The sequence below is a fragment of the Streptomyces sp. SolWspMP-5a-2 genome, assembly GCF_900091845.1.
In the GTDB taxonomy this organism is placed as follows: Bacteria; Actinomycetota; Actinomycetes; order Streptomycetales; family Streptomycetaceae; genus Streptomyces; species Streptomyces doudnae.
Genome location: NZ_FMCI01000152.1, coordinates 1 through 18,514 on the forward strand (window position 1 = coordinate 1; position 18,514 = coordinate 18,514).

Annotated in this window: 16 protein-coding genes; 9 read left to right on the forward strand and 7 right to left on the reverse strand. The window is 73.1% G+C overall.

Features of this window, described 5'->3' with window-relative positions; genetic code table 11:
* Positions 1-110 precede the first annotated feature (110 nt).
* The 7 genes from GA0115242_RS15465 to GA0115242_RS15495 all read right to left on the reverse strand — a co-directional run bounded on the left by GA0115242_RS15465 (position 111) and on the right by GA0115242_RS15495 (position 6,619).
* Positions 111-875, reverse strand: coding sequence for an ABC transporter ATP-binding protein (locus GA0115242_RS15465; RefSeq protein ID WP_093828731.1), 765 nt, complete (start codon positions 873-875; stop codon positions 111-113).
* Positions 872-1,672: an ATP-binding cassette domain-containing protein gene (locus tag GA0115242_RS15470; RefSeq protein WP_093828733.1), complete on the reverse strand. Its 801-nt coding sequence runs from the start codon at positions 1,670-1,672 to the stop codon at positions 872-874. The genes GA0115242_RS15465 and GA0115242_RS15470 overlap by 4 nt, the downstream gene beginning before the upstream one ends.
* The gene (locus tag GA0115242_RS15475; RefSeq protein ID WP_093828735.1) at positions 1,669-2,532 is read right to left on the reverse strand and encodes an ABC transporter permease; all 864 of its coding nucleotides are present in this window, start codon (positions 2,530-2,532) and stop codon (positions 1,669-1,671) included. Before GA0115242_RS15475 ends, GA0115242_RS15470 begins: the two co-directional genes overlap by 4 nt.
* Complete coding sequence (locus GA0115242_RS15480; protein ID WP_093828737.1) at positions 2,529-3,494, reverse strand: ABC transporter permease; 966 nt, start codon at positions 3,492-3,494, stop codon at positions 2,529-2,531. Before GA0115242_RS15480 ends, GA0115242_RS15475 begins: the two co-directional genes overlap by 4 nt.
* Entirely contained in the window at positions 3,494-5,011 is a 1,518-nt protein-coding gene (locus tag GA0115242_RS15485; protein WP_093828739.1) for an ABC transporter substrate-binding protein, read from the reverse strand. Before GA0115242_RS15485 ends, GA0115242_RS15480 begins: the two co-directional genes overlap by 1 nt.
* Before the next feature lie 47 nt (positions 5,012-5,058).
* The gene (locus GA0115242_RS15490; RefSeq protein WP_093828741.1) at positions 5,059-5,787 is read right to left on the reverse strand and encodes a DUF1684 domain-containing protein; all 729 of its coding nucleotides are present in this window, start codon (positions 5,785-5,787) and stop codon (positions 5,059-5,061) included.
* Positions 5,788-5,950: 163 nt separating this feature from the next.
* Positions 5,951-6,619, reverse strand: a complete 669-nt coding sequence (locus GA0115242_RS15495; RefSeq protein ID WP_093828743.1) for a hypothetical protein — start codon at positions 6,617-6,619, stop codon at positions 5,951-5,953.
* Between the two features lie 235 nt (positions 6,620-6,854).
* On the opposite strand from GA0115242_RS15495, the gene GA0115242_RS15500 reads away from it, so the two are divergent.
* From GA0115242_RS15500 to GA0115242_RS15540, 9 genes are all read left to right on the forward strand, one after another.
* Entirely contained in the window at positions 6,855-8,069 is a 1,215-nt protein-coding gene (locus tag GA0115242_RS15500; protein ID WP_093828745.1) for a HupE/UreJ family protein, read from the forward strand.
* Between the two features lie 179 nt (positions 8,070-8,248).
* Entirely contained in the window at positions 8,249-10,225 is a 1,977-nt protein-coding gene (locus GA0115242_RS15505; protein WP_093828747.1) for a purple acid phosphatase family protein, read from the forward strand.
* Between the two features lie 67 nt (positions 10,226-10,292).
* A complete protein-coding gene (locus GA0115242_RS15510) occupies positions 10,293-11,384 on the forward strand; it encodes a WxL protein peptidoglycan domain-containing protein (protein ID WP_093828749.1) in 1,092 nt (363 codons plus the stop codon).
* Between the two features lie 719 nt (positions 11,385-12,103).
* Complete coding sequence (locus GA0115242_RS15515; RefSeq protein WP_093828751.1) at positions 12,104-12,856, forward strand: SDR family NAD(P)-dependent oxidoreductase; 753 nt, start codon at positions 12,104-12,106, stop codon at positions 12,854-12,856.
* A gap of 136 nt (positions 12,857-12,992) precedes the next feature.
* Positions 12,993-13,712: an SDR family oxidoreductase gene (locus GA0115242_RS15520; protein WP_093828753.1), complete on the forward strand. Its 720-nt coding sequence runs from the start codon at positions 12,993-12,995 to the stop codon at positions 13,710-13,712.
* Positions 13,713-13,767: 55 nt separating this feature from the next.
* Positions 13,768-14,652 (forward strand): nitrilase-related carbon-nitrogen hydrolase, encoded by an 885-nt coding sequence (locus GA0115242_RS15525; RefSeq protein WP_093828755.1) that lies wholly within the window; start codon positions 13,768-13,770, stop codon positions 14,650-14,652.
* Between the two features lie 88 nt (positions 14,653-14,740).
* The gene (locus tag GA0115242_RS15530; protein ID WP_093828757.1) at positions 14,741-15,583 is read left to right on the forward strand and encodes a polysaccharide deacetylase family protein; all 843 of its coding nucleotides are present in this window, start codon (positions 14,741-14,743) and stop codon (positions 15,581-15,583) included.
* A gap of 188 nt (positions 15,584-15,771) precedes the next feature.
* Complete coding sequence (locus GA0115242_RS15535) at positions 15,772-16,854, forward strand: sugar ABC transporter substrate-binding protein (protein ID WP_093828759.1); 1,083 nt, start codon at positions 15,772-15,774, stop codon at positions 16,852-16,854.
* Positions 16,855-16,886: 32 nt separating this feature from the next.
* A complete protein-coding gene (locus GA0115242_RS15540) occupies positions 16,887-18,437 on the forward strand; it encodes a sugar ABC transporter ATP-binding protein (protein WP_093828761.1) in 1,551 nt (516 codons plus the stop codon).
* Positions 18,438-18,514: the final 77 nt, after the last annotated feature.

Consider the following 18,514-nt stretch of genomic DNA (forward strand, 5'->3'; position numbering starts at 1 on the left):
CGTACGCGGGCGCCGGTCCTGCCGTCGACGGGCGGACATCCCGCGCGGCGCTCGCGGTACCGCGCGCGGCGCGCCGACGCGGGTGCGACGGCCGTGCGCGGGGCCGGAGTTCAGACCGGCAGCCGGGGCACGCTGTCGATGAGGCGGCGGGTGTAGGGGTGGTCCGGAGCGCTCAGCACCTGGCCGGTGGGGCCCTGCTCGACGATCCGGCCGCGTTCGAGGACCGCCGTGCGCTCGCACAGGGAGGCGACGACGGACAGGTCGTGGGAGACCATCACCATCGTCATCCGCCGCTCCTCCTTGAGTTCGGCGAGCAGGTCGACGACCTTGACCCGGGTCGTCACGTCGAGCGCGCTGACCGGTTCGTCGGCGAGCAGGACGCGCGGGTCGCACACGATGGCGCGGGCGATCGCGACGCGCTGGCGCTGGCCGCCGGAGAACTCGTGCGGGTACCGGGTCGCGGCGTCGGCGGGCAGGCCGACCCGCTCCAGCGCGGCGGCCACCTTCGGGGCGGCGCCCGCGCGGTCGTCGATGCCGAGGGAGCGCAGCGGTTCGGCGACGATCGCGCCCACCCGGCGGCGCGGGTCGAGGGAGGAGTACGGGTCCTGGAACACCACCTGGACGCTCCGCCGGAAGCGGCGCATCTGGCGCCGGTCGCGCGGGGCGAGGCTCTCGCCGTCGAAGCGGACGGCGCCCGCGGTGGGCCGCACCAGGCCGGACAGCAGCCGCAGCAGGGTGGTCTTCCCGGCGCCCGACTCCCCGACCAGGGCGAGGGACTGTCCCTCCTCGACCGGGAAGGACACGTCCCGTACGACGTCCTCGGCGGCGCCCCGGTAGCGCACGGCGGCGTCGGCCAGTTCCAGCACCGGTGTCATCGCGAGCTCCTCAGATCCAGGGCGGCCTGCAGCGTGCGGGCGCCGTCGACCAGCGTCTTGGTGTAGGGGGCGCGCGGGGCGCCGACGACGTCGAGGACGGGTCCTTCCTCGACGCACCGGCCGTCCTTGAGGACCAGTGCCCGGTCGGTGACCCGCGCGACGACGGCGAGGTCGTGGCTGACGAAGAGCACCGCCATCTCCCGTTCGGCGACCAGGGTGTCGAGCAGGGTGAGGATCTCGGCCTGCACGGAGACGTCGAGGGCGGTGGTCGGTTCGTCGGCGATGAGCAGGGCGGGCGCGCAGGCCAGCGCCATGGCGAGGGCGACGCGCTGGCGCTGGCCGCCGGAGATCTCGTGCGGGAAGGCGCGTGCCACCCGCTCGGGGTCGGGCAGCCGGACCTGCTCGAGCCCGTCGAGGACGGCCGAGCGCAGGGCGGGGCCGCGCAGCCCGGTGCGCCGGGCGAGCGGCCCGGCGATCTGGCGGCCCACCCGCATCAGCGGGTCGAGGGCGGTCAGCGGCTCCTGGAAGACGACGGCCGCGTCCCGGCCGCGGACGGCGGTGAGCCGCTTCTCGGGGGCGCCGACGATCTGGGTGCCGGCCAGTTCCACGCTGCCGGACGCGGTCATCCCGGTGGGCAGCAGGCCGAGGATCGCGAGGGTGGTCAGGGACTTGCCCGAGCCGGACTCGCCGATCAGGCCGAGGCGTTCGCCGCTGCCGACGGTGAAGGAGAGGTCGTCGACCAGGGTGCGGCCGTCGGCGGTGCGCACGGTCAGGCCGCGCACGTCGAGCAGGGTCATGACCGCCTCCCGCGGGTCGCCGGGTCGAGGGTGTCGCGCAGCCCGTCGGCGATCAGATTGACCCCGACGACGAGCAGGACCAGCAGGACGCCGGGGGCGAGGGCACCGGCCGGGGCGGTGGTGAAGGTCGCCTGGGCCTCCTGGAGCATGCGGCCCCAGGAGGCGTTGGGCGGCGGGGCGCCGAGGCCGAGGTAGGACAGGCCCGCCTCGGCGAGCACGGCGAGCCCGAACTGGAGGGCGAGGTTGACCACGAGGGTGGGCCAGATGTTGGGCAGGACGTGTCCGGCGACGGTGCGCGGCCAGGAGGTGCCCGAGGTGCGGGCGGCCGTCACGTAGTCCTCGGCGAGGACCCGCTTGACCAGGATGCGCACCAGCCGGGCGACGACGGCGCTCTGCGCGAGCCCGATGGCGAGGACGGCGGAGCCCAGGGTGGCGGAGCGGGCCGCGACCACGAGCATCGCCAGCAGCAGCGTCGGGAAGGCGATCAGGATGTCGAGGAAGGCGGCGAGGGTGTCGTCGAGCCAGCCCTGCGCGAACGCGGCCAGCACGCCGAGGGTGACGCCGATCAGGGCGGCGATCGCCACCGAGCCGAGACCGGCCTCGACGGCGATCCGGGAGCCGGTCATCAGCTGGGTGAACAGGTCACGGCCGAGCTTGTCGGTGCCGAGCAGGTGGCCGTCGCCGGGAGGGGCGAGCCGTCCGCCGGAGGTGTCGTCGGTGGCGTAGGGCAGCCAGACCAGGGAGACCAGCGCCAGCAGCGCGATCAGTCCGGCCAGGGTGACGCCGACCGCCAGGGTCACCGAGCGCCCGCGGCGGCGCGCGGGGGCGGGTGCCCGGGTGAGGAGGTCCGCGGGGGTCATCGGGCGCCTCCGGAGAGCCGGGCGCGCAGCCGGGGATCGACGATCCGCTGCGCGAGGTCGGCGACGAAGCCGATCAGCAGGACGGCGAGGGTGGACACGAACAGGACGCCCTGGACGACCGGGTAGTCGTGCTGGGCGATGCCGGTGGCGAGCAGCGAGCCGAGTCCGGGCAGCGCGTACACCGACTCGACGACGACCGCCCCCAGGAGGGTGGAGGCGAGTTCGATGCCGAGCACGGAGATCACCGGGACGGAGGCGTTGCGCAGGCCGTGGCGCCACATGGCGGCGGGGAAGGAGGCGCCGAGGGCGCGGGCGGTGCGCAGGAAGTCGCTGTCGAGCACTTCCAGGGCGGCGGAGCGGACGTACCGGATCAGCGAGGCGCTCATCACGAGGGCGATGGTGAGGACCGGCAGGACGAGGGAGCGGACCGCGTCGGCGGGGGCGGCCCAGCCGTCCTGCGGGAATCCGCCGGACGGCAGCCAGCCCGCGCCGAGCGCGAAGACCGCGATGAGGATCATGCCGAGCCAGAACACCGGGACGGCCATGCCCAGTTGGGAGATCCCGCTGAGCAGGGCGCCGTACCAGGTGTGCCGTCTGCGGGCGGCGACGAAGCCGACGGGCACCGCGATGACGACGGCCAGGACGAACGCGGCCAGCGTCAGCGGGACGGTGACGTTCAGCCGGGCGGCGACCTCGGGGCCCACCGGCAGCGAGCTGACGAAGGACGTGCCGAGGTCGCCGGTGGCCAACTGGCCGAGCCAGTGGGTGAACTGCTCGGGCAGCGGCCGGTCGGAGCCGATGGCGTGGCGGGCCGCGGCGATCTGCTCCGGGCTCGCGCCGACCGAGGTGAGCGCGTTGGCGGGATCGCCCGGCAGCAGGCGCAGCAGGACGAACAGCACCACGCTGGCCAGGGCGAGCGACACCAGGAGGAACGCGAGGCGGCGCAGGAGGTAGCGCCCCATCAGCCCTTCTTCTTGATGTCGTAGGCGAAGAACTGGGAGTTGAGGCCGTTGACCGGGTAGCCGGAGAGCTTGGTCCCGGCCACCACGATCTGCGGGTAGAGGTAGAGCCAGTCGCTGGCCGCGTCCTCGGCGGTCTTGCGGTTGACCTTCTTCAGCAGCGCGGTCTGCTCGGCGGTGGTCGACGCCTCCTCGGCCTGCTCGACCCACCGGGTGACCTGCTTGTCGTCGTAGCCCCAGTAGAAGTCGGGGTTGCCGTACCAGACCAGGTCGCGGTCGTTGACGTGCTCCTGGAGCGTGGCCGTGAAGTCGTGGTTCTTGTAGACCTTCGTGTACCACTCGTCCGGCGTGATCGTGTTGATCCTGACGGTGATGCCGACCTTGGCGAGCTGCGCCTTGATGAAGGTCGCGGCGGTGGGGTGCGGGTCGTAGTTGGGGGTGTCGAGGGTGAAGGAGAAGCCCTTGGCGTACCCGGCCTCGGCGAGCAGCTTCTTCGCCGCGGTGACGTCGTAGGCGTTGACCTCGGTGAGGTCCTCGTACCAGGGGTCGGTGGGCGGCACCATGGAGCCGATGAGCTTGCCGTAGCCGCCCCACACGGATGCGAGGAGCTTCTTGTCGTCGATGGCGGCGGAGACGGCGCGGCGGACCCGGACGTCGGTGAAGGGCTTGGCCTTGTCGTTGAAGGCGAGCAGCAGCTTGGTGGTGGAGTCGCCGTCGCTGACCTTGTAGTTCGCGTTGGACGTGAACTGGTCGAGGGCGTCGGGCGACTGCTCGCTGGTGACCACGTCGACGGCGTTGGTCAGCAGGGAGTTGTTGAGGGCGGTGGCGTCCTTGAAGTAGTGGAAGACGACCTTCTTGTTGGCCGCCGCGTCCCCCCAGTAGCCGGGGTAGCGGTCGAGGCTCAGGGCGGAGCCGCGGGTCCACTTGCCGAGGGTGTAGGGGCCGGTGCCGTCCTCCTGCGTCTTCAGGTTCTTCGCGCGGGAGTTGATGATCCAGACGTAGGAGAGGTTGTAGACGAAGGAGATGGACTTCTTCGAGAGCGTGACCTCGACGGTGTGCGCGTCGGGGGTGGCGATGCTTTTGACGACCTGGAGGTTGCTCTTGCGCGCGGACTGCGAGTCGTCGGCGAGGACCTTCTCCAGGCTGTACTTGACGTCGGCGCTGGTGACGTCCTTGCCGCTGTGGAACGTCACGCCGTCGCGCAGGGTGAAGGTGTAGGTGAGGCCGTCGGCGCTCGCCTTGTAGTCCTTGGCGAGGAGGTTCTCGACCTTGCCGTCGTCGGTGAGCCGGAACAGGCCCTCGTAGACGTTGCCGTTGAGGGCCTCGGTGACGCCCTGGCCGCCGCCCGCGGTGTTGTCGAGGTTCTGCGGCTCGTACAGGGAGCCGATGTTGACGGTGGCGTCCTTGTCCCAGGTGCCGGTGGCGGCGCCGCCTGAGCCGGAGCCGGAGCAGGCGGTGAGGGCGACGGCGAGGGAGGCCGAGGCGGCGACGGCGTAGCGGGCGTTCTTGGGAAGTCTCATGGTGTCCAGCGCTTTCGTGCGGATGGTGCGGGAGGCCGCGGGGTCGGTCAGTGCTGCGGGGTGAAGCCGTCGCGGAAGACGGGCCGCTTCTCGCCTGCCGTCACGGGCAGGTGGAAGCGGTTCTGCCGCGGCGGCATCGGACAGTTGTACTGATCGGAGAATCCGCAGGGCGGCACGAAGGCGCGGTTGAAGTCGAGGACGACGCGGTGGGCGTCGTCGGTGCGCCGGACGAAGAGGAAGCGCCCGGCGCCGTAGGTGGTGTCGCCGTTGGTCGGGTCGCCGAAGACGAGGAGCAGGGTGCCGCCGTCGTCGAAGGCGCTGAGGGTGTAGGCGCGGCCGTCCACGGTGAGGGCGATGTCGCCGGGGACGACGAGGTCGCGGGTGCCGCCGTTGTCCCGGATGTGCTCGAAGGCGATGCGGCGGGCGTCGGCCACCGGGGTGTAGGTGGCCTCCAGGACCCAGGACGGGTCGTAGGGGAAGACCTCGACGTCCTCGAAGGCGCGGACGGCGGGTGCCTGCGCGTCCCAGAAGCGCAGGCCGTGCTCGGGGGCGCCGGTGACCAGGTCGGTGCGGCGCAGGGTGGTGACGGTCACGCTGTCGGGCTGTCCGGCGCGGGCCGCGGCCAGGTCGGGCTCCTCGCCGGCCGGCAGCCAGCGGGTCTCGGTCAGGGCGAGGTTCCCGGTCGGCGCGGTGAGCGCGCGGCGGCGCCCGGCGCGCCAGGCGTCCCACTCCTCCCCCCGGTCGACGGAGGACGGCGGGGCGGTGGACTGGGACACGGCGTACTCATTCGGCTAGAAGGTCACGGCCGTCACGGATTGTGCGTAGCTGGCCAAAGCATGCACTTTATCGTCCATAAGGTCTTCTAATGTCAAACCCCTGTCTCACAGGCTGGGACGTCTGTCCATTGCCGCGGGGCCGCTCCGGCGGGGCCGGGGGCGGCTAGAAGGAGTCCAGCCAGAGCACGATGCCGGTCCGTCCGGTGAGGACCGCGGCCGCTCCGGCCCGGACGGCGGCCGCGCAGCGCGCCTCGGTGAAGGACGCGGGATCGTAGGCCGAGGACATGCCGAGACCCTCGCCGCGGAAGGACGCGCCCGACCAGTCGACGGCGGTGACGTTGTGCGTCGGCTCCGCCAACTCCGCGCCCACGACCAGGAATTGCTGGGCGAGATGGTTCGGGGTGACGGTCGCCAGCGGGTCGATCAGCTCGTTGCCCGCGCTGATCACCAGGTCGGGGCGCATCCCGATCGCGGTGTCGGCGGCGGTGAGCGGGTCGGGGCTGTCGGCCGCGTCCACGGTCCGCAGGTCGACCCCCTCGGCCCCGGCCCACCCGCGCACCGCCGCCACCAGCGCCCTGGTCGGCCGGTCGTCGCCCGCTGTGAGGAGCACCACGCGGTAGCCGGACGAGGGGCGCACTCCGGACCAGGAGCCGGGGCGCGGGGTGACGGTCGCCTCGGGGGCGGGCGGGGCGGACGGGTCGACGAAGCCCGCGCCGACCTCGCCGACGGCGGAGGGGCTCGGCTGCGGACGTGACCAGTCGTCACCGGAACCGCATCCGGCGAGCAGGGCGGTGGCCGCGCACAGGGCGGCGGCCAGGAGCGGGCGGCGCAAGACGATCGTCCTCCGGGGTGTGGGCGGGCGGCGCGGCGGGCGTCCCCGGCCGGTGCCGGAACGCGGTCGGCGGGGGCGGCGCGCTGGGGTTCCGCGTGCACATCCTGCGTCGCCGCTCCCCGGGATCTCCACGCGCCCACCCTCGAACGATCACTTGTTCCCACACGGTTCGCCGGACGGCCGCCGGAGGTTCACGCGGGACCAGCACGGTGCACGGGCAACCCCAAGGAGCCCCATGTCACGCCCTGTTCGCCGTCTGCTGGTCGTCCTCGCCGCGGCGGTGCCCCTCTTCCTCGCCCTCGTCCCGTCCTCCTCCGCCCACGGCTTCTCGTCGACCGTGTACGCGCACGTCTCCGACGGCGACGACGGCCGACTGCGCACCGAACTCCGCCTGGAGTACGACCTGCTGGTGGTCTCCGCCGCCGACACCGGGAAGGACGACGCCCTCTTCCGCACCGGCACCGCCGCGTTCGACGCCGGGGACACCGGCGCGCAGGCGGCCGCTCTGGAGGCGCACCGCGCCGCGGTCGTCGGTTACGTCACCCGCCGCTTCACCGTCGACCGCGGCGGTGCCTGCGCGCCCGCGCCGGTCGGCGGCTTCCGCATGGGCCGGGAGGAGGGCGTGCCCTACGCCCGGCTGACCCTCGACTGGACCTGCCCCGAGCGGGGCGAGGGCGCCGGTGACCACACGATCAGCAGCGCCCTCTTCCCGGACGCCGAGGGGTACGTCAAAGGGACCAGGACGATCGTCACCTCCACGGTCGGCGGGCACGGCGGCAGCGCCGCGCTCGACGCCGCCCACCCCTCCTTCTCCGTCGGCCAGCCCTGGACGGCGCGCTTCTGGGAGTTCTTCCGGCTGGGCGCCGAGCACCTGCTGGGCGGCATCGACCACATCCTGTTCCTGCTCGCGCTCATCGCCGGGTCACGGCGACCGCGTGAGATCGTCCTCGCCGCGACCAGCTTCACCCTCGCCCACTCGGTGACGTTCCTGCTCGCCGCCCTGGGCCTGGTGGAGGTGCCGGCCCGGATCGTGGAACCCGTCATCGCGCTCTCCATCGCCGTCGTCGCCGGGTGGCACCTGTGGCGTCTCGTCCGGCGCGGCATCCGCGCCGGGGACCTCGGACCCACCGGCGACGGACGCCTCGGCCTCGACCGGGCCGGGTGGGTCAGGCTGGCCGTGGTGTTCTGCTTCGGCCTGGTGCACGGGCTGGGCTTCGCGGGCGCGCTCGGCATCGAGGCGGCCTGGTCCTGGACCCTGCTGTGGTCGCTGCTGGTCTTCAACGTCGGCATCGAGGTGGTCCAACTCGCCGTCATCGCCGTGGTGTTCCCGCTCCTCCTGCTGCTGCGCCGCCGGGCGCCGCGGGCCGGCCTCCTGGTGACCGGCACCCTCTGCGCGGGCGTCGCCGCCATGGGGCTGATCTGGTGCGTGCAGCGCGCTCTCGGGCTCTGAACACCCGCGCACCGCACCGCGGACGGACCCGTGCGGCTCGTCGGCGCGGGCAACACCCCGTGGTCATCCGCATGTTCAGCCTCACCCAGGATCACATTTATCTGGCGTTTACTTCGCGGCGAAAGCTTGGCGATCTCCACCTCATGCACACCTCGTGCACACACAAGAAACGACACCTCATGAGACCGAAGCACTCCGCGGGGGCCCACGGGCCGCTGCGACGCCGCGCGGCCGCCTCGGCCACCGCGGCATCCCTGGGCCTGATCATGGCCCTCGGCGGCGGACTCGCCTCGCCCGCCGCGGCGGCCGACACCGCCACCCTCTCCGGGATCGTCCTCGGGGTGGGCGCCGACGAGACCCAGCGCACCGTCACCTGGTACTCCTCGGCCGACACCGCGCAGAAGATCCAGGTCGCCCCCACCTCCCGCGTCACCGGCGGCGCGTTCCCCGCCGACGCGGCCACCTTCGACGCCCTGGGCGCGGCCAACATCGCCACCAGCGGCGGCTACAACCGCCACGCCACCATCACCGGCCTCCAGGAGAACACCGCGTACTCCTACCGGGTCGGCGGCGAGGGCAACTGGTCGACCGCCTACACCTTCCGCACGCAGGACTTCGAGGGTCCTTACGACTTCCTGTTCCTGGGCGACCCGCAGATCGGCTCCTCCGGCGACATCGCCAAGGACCAGGCGGGCTGGCAGGACACCCTCGACGTCGCGACCCGGGCCAACCCGGACACCGAACTCCTCGTCTCCGGCGGCGACCAGGTCGAGACCGCGAACACCGAGTCCCAGTGGAACGCGTTCCTCGCCCCCGACCAGCTCCGCCAGTACCCGTGGGCCGCCACCATCGGCAACCACGACGTCGGCGGCAAGGCCTACGAGCAGCACTTCTCGACACCGAACACGGACCGCTCGGGCGCCTACTACTCCAACGGCAACCCGGCCTCCAACACCTCGGGCGGTGACTACTGGTACATCTACAAGGATGTGCTGTTCATCGACCTCAACAGCAACAGCTACGCCACCACGCAGGGCGGCGGCGGTGACGAGGCGCACACCAAGTACGTCAGCGACGTCATCGAGCAGCACGGCTCCGAGGCGAAGTGGAAGGTGCTGGTCTACCACCACGCCATCTACTCCCCCGCCTCGCACGCCAAGGACAGCGACAACAAGAAGCGCCGCGTCGACTTCCCGACCACCTTCTCCAAGCTGGGCGTGGACCTCGTCCTGCAGGGCCACGACCACAGCTACTCGCGCAGCTACCTGGTGAAGAACGGCGAGAAGGCCGACAAGAACGAGCAGCCCGGCGCGGCCGACGTCTACCCGGGCCCCGGCGGCGTCCTGTACGTCACCGCCAACTCCGCCTCGGGCTCGAAGTACTACGACATCACGGCGCCCGACAGCAGCGGCACCAGCGGCGCGGGCAACGGCGCCGACCCGCTCAACCCGAAGAACTACTGGTACAACTCGGTCCAGAACCAGGAGCACGTCCGCACCTACGTCAAGGTGCAGGTCCGCAACGACAAGCTCGTCGTGGAGAACCTGCGCAGCGGCACCTGCGCGGCCCCCAACTCCGAGGTGGAGCACGGCCTTTCGTGCACCAACACGGCGTCGGGCCAGCCGGTCGGCTCGGTCGTCGACAAGGTGAGCGTCCACCCGTACCACGGTGACGGCCAGTCCCTCCAGGTCAACGTGCCCGACCCGGCCCCGGGCGAGTTCGGCTGGACCATCGACGGCTACAACGGTCTGGTGGACCTCGGTACCGCCAAGGAGCGGGACGGCGACCACTTCACCGCGGCGGGCAAGATCAACCCGATCCTCGTCTCGGACACCCGCCGCACGCTCTCCCCGTGGTCGGTGTCGGCCGACGTCAGCGACTTCAAGGACGCGGCCAAGACGTTCTCCGGCGCCTACCTCGGCTGGACGCCGTACCTGCTGGACGCGGGGGCCGGTGCCAAGGCCGGTGCCTCCGTCGCCTCGGGCTACGACGACCAGGGCAAGGGCCTGTCCGTCTCGCGCGGCCTCGGCTCGGCCGACCAGGGCCACGCCCGCGGCAAGGCCAGGCTCGGCGCCGACCTGGATCTGAAGATCCCGGACAGCGTCCGCAAGGGCGGCTACCGCGCGACCCTCACGATCACCGCGCTGAGCAGCTGACCGATCCCGTTCCACCCGCGGGGCGGGCGGCCCGGCCGCCCGCCCCGTCCCTCCAGGAGACCCCGCCATGCGCGCACCCGCACCCCTCCGAGGCCGAGCCCGCCTCGCCACCCTGATCCGCGCCGTCGTCCCGACGCTGCTGGCGGCCCTCGCGTTCACCGGCGTGGCCACCGCCCCGGCCACCGCCGCGGACGGCGACGTCACCTGGACGGTCAGGACGGCCGCGAACGGGTACGGCAAGGACCGCTCCAGCTTCAGCCACGCAGTCAACCCCGGCGGGCGGATCGAGGACGCGATGGTCGTCGCCAACCACGGCAAGGACCCGCTGCGCCTCACCGTCTACGCCGCCGACGGGTACACCACCGGGAAGGGTCAACTCGACCTGCTCACCGAGGAGAAGCGGTCCACGGGCGTCGGCGCCTGGGTCCGCCCCGGGAAGAGCGCCGTCACCGTCGCGCCCGGCCGGACCGCCGAGATCCCCTTCACCGTCACCGTGCCCCGCGACGCCACCCCCGGCGACCACGTCGGCGGCATCCTCACCTCGCTGCGCCAGGCCGACGACACCGAGGGCATCGCCGTCGACCGGCGCCTGGGCATCCGCGTCAAGCTGCGGGTCAGCGGCGCCCTGCGGCCCGCGCTCGCCGTCGAGCGGCCGCACGTCGACTACCACGGCACCGCCGACCCCTTCGGCCAGGGCGACGCCACCGTCACCTACACCCTCCACAACACCGGCAACGCGATGCTCTCCGGCGCCCAACAGGTCACGCTCACCGGCCCGTTCGGCACCCTGCGCACCGACGCGGGCGCCATCGCCGCGCCGCCCGAGCTGCTGCCCGGCGAGCGCTGGACGGTGACCGTGCCCGTCCACGGCGTCACCCCCGCGCTGCGGCTGACCGCCACCGTCACCGTCACCCCGGCGATCACCGACGCGGCCGGTTCCACGACCTCGCTGCCTCCGGTCGAGGCCACGGTGACCGGCTGGGCGGTGCCCTGGACCCTGGTGCTCGCGCTGCTGTGCCTCGCGTCCGCGGCGACGGCGGTGTTCCTGCTGCGCCGCCGCGGACGCGCGCGCCGCGCGGAGCGCGAGGACGCCCTGGTCCGCGACGCGGTCGAACGCGCCCTGCACGAGCGGGAGCGGCAGGACGTCCGGGGGTCCTGAGCACCCCGCTGGCGGGCCCCGTACACGGCGGCTGACGTTCCCGGCCGGGCAGCGCCGCCGCGCCCCGGCCGCCGCCGTGGGACCGGGCGCGACCTCTCGTCCCGCTCGCCCGCACCTTGGCGCCGCACGGAACATGCCCGTGCGGCGCCAGTCTGTTCTCGCCCGAGGCCCACCTCTGTCCTCAAGGCCCGCGCGCCGCCTGGCTGTTCTCGCCCGAGGCCGTACCTCCGCCCTCAAGGCCCGCGCGCCGCGCGGCTGTTCTCGCCCGGGGCCCGCACCGCAGTCTCCACGGCCCGTGCGCCGCCCGGCTGTTCTCGCCCGATGCCGCACCTCTGTCCTCAAGGCCCGCGCGCCGCCCCGCTGTTCTCGCCCGGGGCCCACACCGCAGTCTCCACGTCCCGTGCGCCGCCCGGCTGTTCTCGCCCGGGGCCGCACCTCCGCCCTCAAGGCTCATGCGCCGCGCGGCTGTTGTGGTCCGGGGGCCGCACCGCCATCTCCCGGGTCCCCGTCGTGGAACGGGCGGCCGGGGTGTGCTCGGCGCCACGGGCGGCGCGCCCGGCGCCGGTGGCCTGCCGCCCCTCACCGCCCGGTCGGCGGGGGTCGCCGCAAAGTAAGCAGTTTTACGGACGTAGCCGCCCGTCCCCCGCTCCTACTGTCCTGCCACGAGCTTCTCGGCGGGCGCCGCCGGACCACCCCGGGGCTCGGGACGGAGGACAGCAATGGGACGTCTGACGGGCAAGGTCGCGCTGGTCACCGGCGGTGCCCGGGGCATCGGACGCGGCATCGCGGAACTGTTCGCGGCCCACGGCGCGGCCGTGACGGCGGTCGACGTCCTCGACCCCGCCGCCCCCGAAGGACCGGCCGACCCGGCTCCCCGGGACGGCACCGGCACCCTGGAGCACGGGCGGCTCGACGTCACCGACGAGCGGGGCTGGGCCGAGACCGTCGCCGGGGTCGAGGAGCGGCACGGCCGCCTCGACATCCTCGTCAACAACGCGGGCGTCGGCTCCTACGAGGCCGTCCACGAGCTGGCCCCCGACGAGTGGCAGCGGGTCCTCGGCGTCAACCAGACCGGCGTCTACCTCGGGATGCGGGCCGCGATCCCCGCGCTGCGCAGGTCGGGCGGCGGCTCGATCATCAACATCTCCTCCATCTACGGCGCCGCCGCGGTGCCCGGCTCGCTCGCCTACCAGGCGACCAAGGGCGCGGTGCGCAGCATGACGCGCAACGCCGCCGTCACCTACGCCCCCGACAACATCCGCGCCAACGCCGTGCTGCCGGGCTGGATCCGCACGCCGATGACGCTGGCGCAGACCCGCGAGTTCAACGACGCGGTCATCGCCTCCACCCCGCTGGGACGCGGCGCCGAGCCGCTGGACATCGCCCACGGCTGCGTCTACCTCGCGTCGGACGAGTCGTCCTACGTCACGGGCACCGACCTGGTCATCGACGGCGGCTTCCTCGCCCGCTGACCCGGCTCACCCGGCGGCCCGGGGCCCCACGCGGCGGTGTCCGCGGCCCCGCCTGGGTGCGCCGTCCCGCCGCACCGCATCCGCACATCACCGTCGGCCGGGCCCACGGGCCGGTCGCAGGAAGGGAGTTCACGCCATGGGGCGTCTGACAGGCAAGGTGGCGCTGGTCACCGGAGGGTCCAGGGGGATCGGCCGGGGCATCGTCGAGGAGTTCGCCCGCGAGGGCGCCGTCGTGGTCAGCGCCGATCTCGACGAGGTCGCGCCGCCGGTGCCCGGGGTCGAGGAGATCCGGCTCGACGTCACCGACGAGGACGGCTGGGCCGCCGCCGTCGAGGGGGTGGAGCGGCGGCACGGGCGGCTGGACGTGCTGGTCAACAACGCGGGACTGATCTCCTACGAGCCCATCGAGACGCTCACCCTCGCCGAGTGGAACCGAGTCGTCGGCGTCGACCAGACCGGCGTCTTCCTCGGCATGCGGGCCGCGATCCCGGCCCTGCGCCGGGCGGGCGGCGGGTCGATCATCAACCTCTCCTCCGCCTGGGGCGTGGTCGGCGGCGTGGGCACCCACGCCTACCACGCCAGCAAGGGCGCGGTGCGCAGCATGACCCGCAACGCCGCCGTCACCTACGCCCCCGACAACATCCGCGCCAACGCGGTGGTCCCCGGCTGGATCGCCACCCCGCTGACCGACGCGCAGCCCGCCGACCTCAACGCCGCGGTGCTGGCCGGCACCCCGATGCGGCGCGGCGGCACCCCCGCCGAGATCGCCTACGGCTGCGTCTACCTGGCCTCCGACGAGTCCTCGTACGTCACCGGCACCGATCTGGTGATCGACGGCGGGCTGCTCGCGCAGTGACCGCCGCCGCGCGCTCCCGTTCCTTCGCCCCGCCCCCTGAGAGGAAACGCACCCCATGGGCACTTCCCTGACCGTCTCCGCGGTGCAGTTCGAGATGCGGCCGCTGGACGGCTTCGACGCCTTCGCACGTCAGGTCCGCGCCCTCCTCGACCGCACCGACGGCTCCGAACTGGTCGTCCTGCCCGAGCTGTTCACCGCGGCGCTGTTCACCGCCCGCCCCGGCTGGCGCGACGAGCCCGTCTCGGCGCTGGGCCGGATCGCCGACCACACCGACGAGTACGTCGCCCTCTTCACCGAACTGGCCCGCGCCCGGGACCAGGTGATCGTGGCCGGGAGCCATCTGGTGCGCGACCCGGACGGCGACGGCGTCCTCAACACGGCGTTCGTCTTCTTCCCCGACGGCTCGGTCGTCCGGCACGTCAAGACGCACATCTTCCCCGCCGAGGCGGGCTGGGGCACCCGGGAGGGCGACACCCTCGCGCCGTTCACGGTCGGCGGCGTCACCGTCGGGGTCTCCGTCTGCTACGAGACCGAGATACCCGAGGTGTCGACGGTGCTGGCCCGGCGCGGCGCCGAGCTGATCGTCAGCCCGTCCTACACCTTCACCGAGGCCGGGTTCTGGCGGGTGCGGCACTGCGCGCAGGCCCGTGCCGTCGAGAACCAGGTGTACGTGGTGCACTGCCCGACCACCGGTGACCCGGGCGGGCCGCTCTCCCCCGGCTGGGCGCGGGCCTCGGTGCTGTCGCCGTGCGACGCGGGTTTCGCGCCGGACGGGATCCTCGCCGAGGCCGCCACCAACGTCGAGGACGTCGTCACCGTCCGGCTCGATCTCGACCTGCTGCGGGAGAACCGGCGGACCGGCGCGGCGACCACCGACACCGACCGCCGCCGCCGTGCCGGTCTCTACCGCCGCTACGCCGCCGACCTGCTCCTCGGCTGAACCGTCCGCCCGCTCCCTTTGTGAACCGTCCCGGCGGTCCCCGGCCCCTCCCCTGCCGCCCGCCGTCCACTCCCGCACGGAGGCCCCCATGCCCCTGAACCTGCCCGAGGGCAAGACCCTCGCCGTCAACATCGGCGCCGACTTCGACGCGCACAGCGTCTGGATGGGCACCTTCAACCTCAGCAGCCCCAGCTACCTGTCCCGGGGCGAGTTCTGCGCCGAGGTCGGGGTGCCCCGGCTGATCAGCCTCTTCGAACGGCACGGGGTGCGCGCCACCTGGTGCACGCCGGGCCACACCATGGTCACGTTCCCCGAGCGGGTCCGGCAGATCGTCGACGCCGGTCACGAGATCGCCGCCCACGGCTGTTACCACGAGGGCGTGCCGAAGCTGGACGCCGACACCGAGCGCCGTCTGATGGAGGCTCAACTCGCGCAGCACGAGCGGTACATCGGGGTCAGGCCGCGCGGATACCGCTCGCCCGCCTGGGACTTCACCGACCAGACGATGAGCGTGCTGGAGGAGAACGGGTTCGAGTGGGACTCCTCCCTGATGGGCCGTGACTTCGAGCCGTACCACCCGCGCCCGGTCCAGGTCGGCTGGGAGGAGGGCAGCACCTTCGGACCCGCCAGCCCGCTGCTCGAGTTCCCGGTCTCCTGGTTCCTGGACGACTTCCCTGCCGCCGAGTACATCCCCGGCGTCAACCAGGGCCTCGGCTCCAGCGAGGTGATGTTCCAGCGCTGGCGGGACCACTTCGACTACGCCTACCGGAACGTCCCCGGCGGCGTGCTCACCCTCACCGTCCACCCGCAGACGATCGCCCGCGCCCACTACCTGATGGGCTTCGAGCGGCTCATCGAGTACATGGCCGGTCACACGGGCACCTGGTTCGCCCCGCTCAGCGACATCTACGACACCTGGACCGAGGACTGACCCGCGCGCGGTGGCGCGGCGGCCTCCCCGCCACCGCGCCCCGCGCCCCGGCTCCCCCACCCCGCACCCCCTCCCCGGCGTGCGCCCGCTCCCCCGTCCCGCCCCTCGCCTCCCCCATCACCCCCTCTCCCCCTCTCCCCCCTCGCCGCCGTCCCCGCTCCGCCCGCCCGAACAGGGAGACCACCGCCATGAACCGTCCCTCGCCCGCCCGTGTCAGACGCGGGAAAGCCGCGCGCTCCCTCGGCGTCGCCGCGACCGCCCTCGCCGTCCTGCTCGGCGCGGGGGCCTGTTCGGTCCCCGGCGACCAGAGCGCCGACGGCGCCTCCGCCACCGGCGGCACGGCCGCGGGGCCGAAGAAGGTCGCCGACCTGAAGATCGCCTACTTCTCGGCCGGCACCAGCAACGCCTACCTCCAGGCCGCCATCGCCGCCGGGAAGAAGAAGGCGTCCGCGCTGGGCGTCCGGCTCGACGTCTTCGACGGGCAGTTCGACGCGCAGAAGCAGTTCGACCAGATCCAGACGGCCCTCACCAGCGGCAAGTACAACGCGTTCGCGGTGGAGCCCAACGACGGCAACCTGGTCTGCAAGCTGCTCACCCAGCAGGCGCCCCGCAAGGGCATCCTGGTCTCCGTCTTCAACCTGCCGATCTGCGGCCGGGCCACCAAGCTCGGCGAGGAGACCTGGCAGCCGGGCACCGTCACCTACGTCGGCGGCCAGACCCTGGACGTGTACGAGAAGTGGGTCGCGCAGGTCGTCAAGGACCACCCGGACGGCGCGCGGATCGCCCTGATCTCCGGACCCGACCTCAACGCCAACACCCTCTGTTTCCAGCAGGCCGCCAAGGCGTTCGCCACCCACAAGGGCTTCAAGGTGGTCGCCCAGCAGGCCACCGACTACACCACGCCCAAGGGCAACTCCGCCGCCCAGACCATCCTGCGGGCCAACCCCGACCTGGACGTGATCATGTCCAACTTCTCCGGGATGAGCCGCGGCATCGTCCAGGCCGTCAACAGCGCGGGCCGCAAGGGCAAGGTCAAGATCTACGACTTCGGCGGCGACACCTGGGCGCTGAACTCGGTCCGCAAGGGCGACCTCCAGCAGAGCGTGATGATGCTCCCGGCCCAGGAGACCGAGGAGGCCCTCCAGGCCCTCGCCGACCACGTCTCCGGCAAGCCGGTGCCGCACTTCATCAACCTCACCGAGTCCTCCGAGCTGCCCGGGACGCCGTTCGCGACCGCCTCCACGGTCGACGACTTCACGCCCGAGTACTGACCGGCGCGCGGCACGGCAGGAAAGGAGCCCCGATGCCCGACACCTCCCCCGCCCCGTCCCCGGCGGCCACCACCGTCCCCGACCCGCAGGCCCCGGCCGTCGTCTGCCGCGGCGTCTCCAAGATCTTCGGCAGGACCTACGCGGTCCGGGACGTCGATCTCGAGATCCCGGCCGGTACCGTGCACGCCCTCGTCGGCGAGAACGGCGCCGGGAAGTCCACCCTGCTCGGCATGGTCAGCGGCAGGCTCGCCGCCGACACCGGCACAGTCGGCGTCTTCGGCACCGAGATCGGCGCCGGCGGCCCGCGCCGGGCGCGCGGGCTCGGACTGGTCGCCGTCTACCAGGAACTCACCATGGTCCCCGCGCTCAGCGCCGAGGCCAACGTGTTCCTCGGCGGCAACCTCAGCCGCCGCGGACTGCTCTCCTCGCGCGAGATGCGCCGCCGCTACCTGCGGATGTGCGAGGACTTCGAGGTCGACATCCCGCCGGACGCCCCGGCCCGCACCCTGTCGGTCTCCCAGCAGCAGCTCCTGGAGATCATGCGCGGGGTGCAGGCCGACGGCCGGATCCTGCTCCTGGACGAGCCGAGCGCCGCGCTCGCCGAGCACGAACGGGACATCCTCTACCGGGTCCTGGACCGGCTGCGCTCCCAGGGCACCACCATCGTCTTCGTCAGCCACAACCTGGACGAGGTGCTGCGGCTGAGCGACACCATCTCGGTGCTGCGCAACGGACAGCTCGTCGAGACCGCGCCCCGCGCCCGCTGGAACCGGCAGGCCCTGATCCGCGCCATGGTCGGCCGGGAGATCGAGGTCACCGCCCGGGGCGGCACCCACGAACCGGGCGGCCCGGCCCTGGAGGCGTCCGGGGTCGACGTGCCCGGCGTCCTCTCCGGCATCGACATCCGCGTCCACGAGGGCGAGATCGTCGGCCTGTGGGGGCTGGTGGGCTCCGGCCGCACCACGTTCCTGCGCGCCCTGGCCGGTCTCGACCGCACCTCCAGCGGGCGGCTGCGGCTCGCCGGGCAGCCGGTGCCCTGGCCGCGCTCGGCCCGGCAGGCGATCGGCAGCGGGGTGGTGATGGTCCCCGAGGACCGCAAGAACGGCCTGGTCCCGGCGATGGACGGCACCGACAACGTCAGCGTGGGCGTCACCCGGGCCACCCGCGCCGGGCAGATCGACCACGGTGAGGAACGGCGGCGCGCCGAGCGGTACACCCGCTACTTCGGCTTCGACCCGGCCCGGCTCGGCGCCCCGGTGCGCCATCTGTCCGGCGGCAACCAGCAGAAGGTGCTGCTCGCCAAGTGGGCGGCCCGCGACCCGCGGGTCTTCCTGATCGACGAACCCACCCGGGGCATCGACGTGGGCGCCAAGTCGGAGGTGCTGGCGTCCCTGGTGCGGCTGGCCGGGGACGGCGCCGCCGTCGTCGTCACCTCGTCGGAGCTGGAGGAGGTGCTCGCCATCGCCAACCGGCTGCTGGTCTTCGCGGGCGGCCGGGTGGTCTCCGAGATCCCCGCCGACTCACCGCACTTCCGGGTGCGGGACATCGTCCGGCTCGGCTTCCACGACCAGGACGACGCGTGACGCCCCGCACCGGGACCCGGCGTCCGCCGCGCCCCGGGACCACCGCCCGCGCCGTCGCCACGGCCCCGGGCACCGAA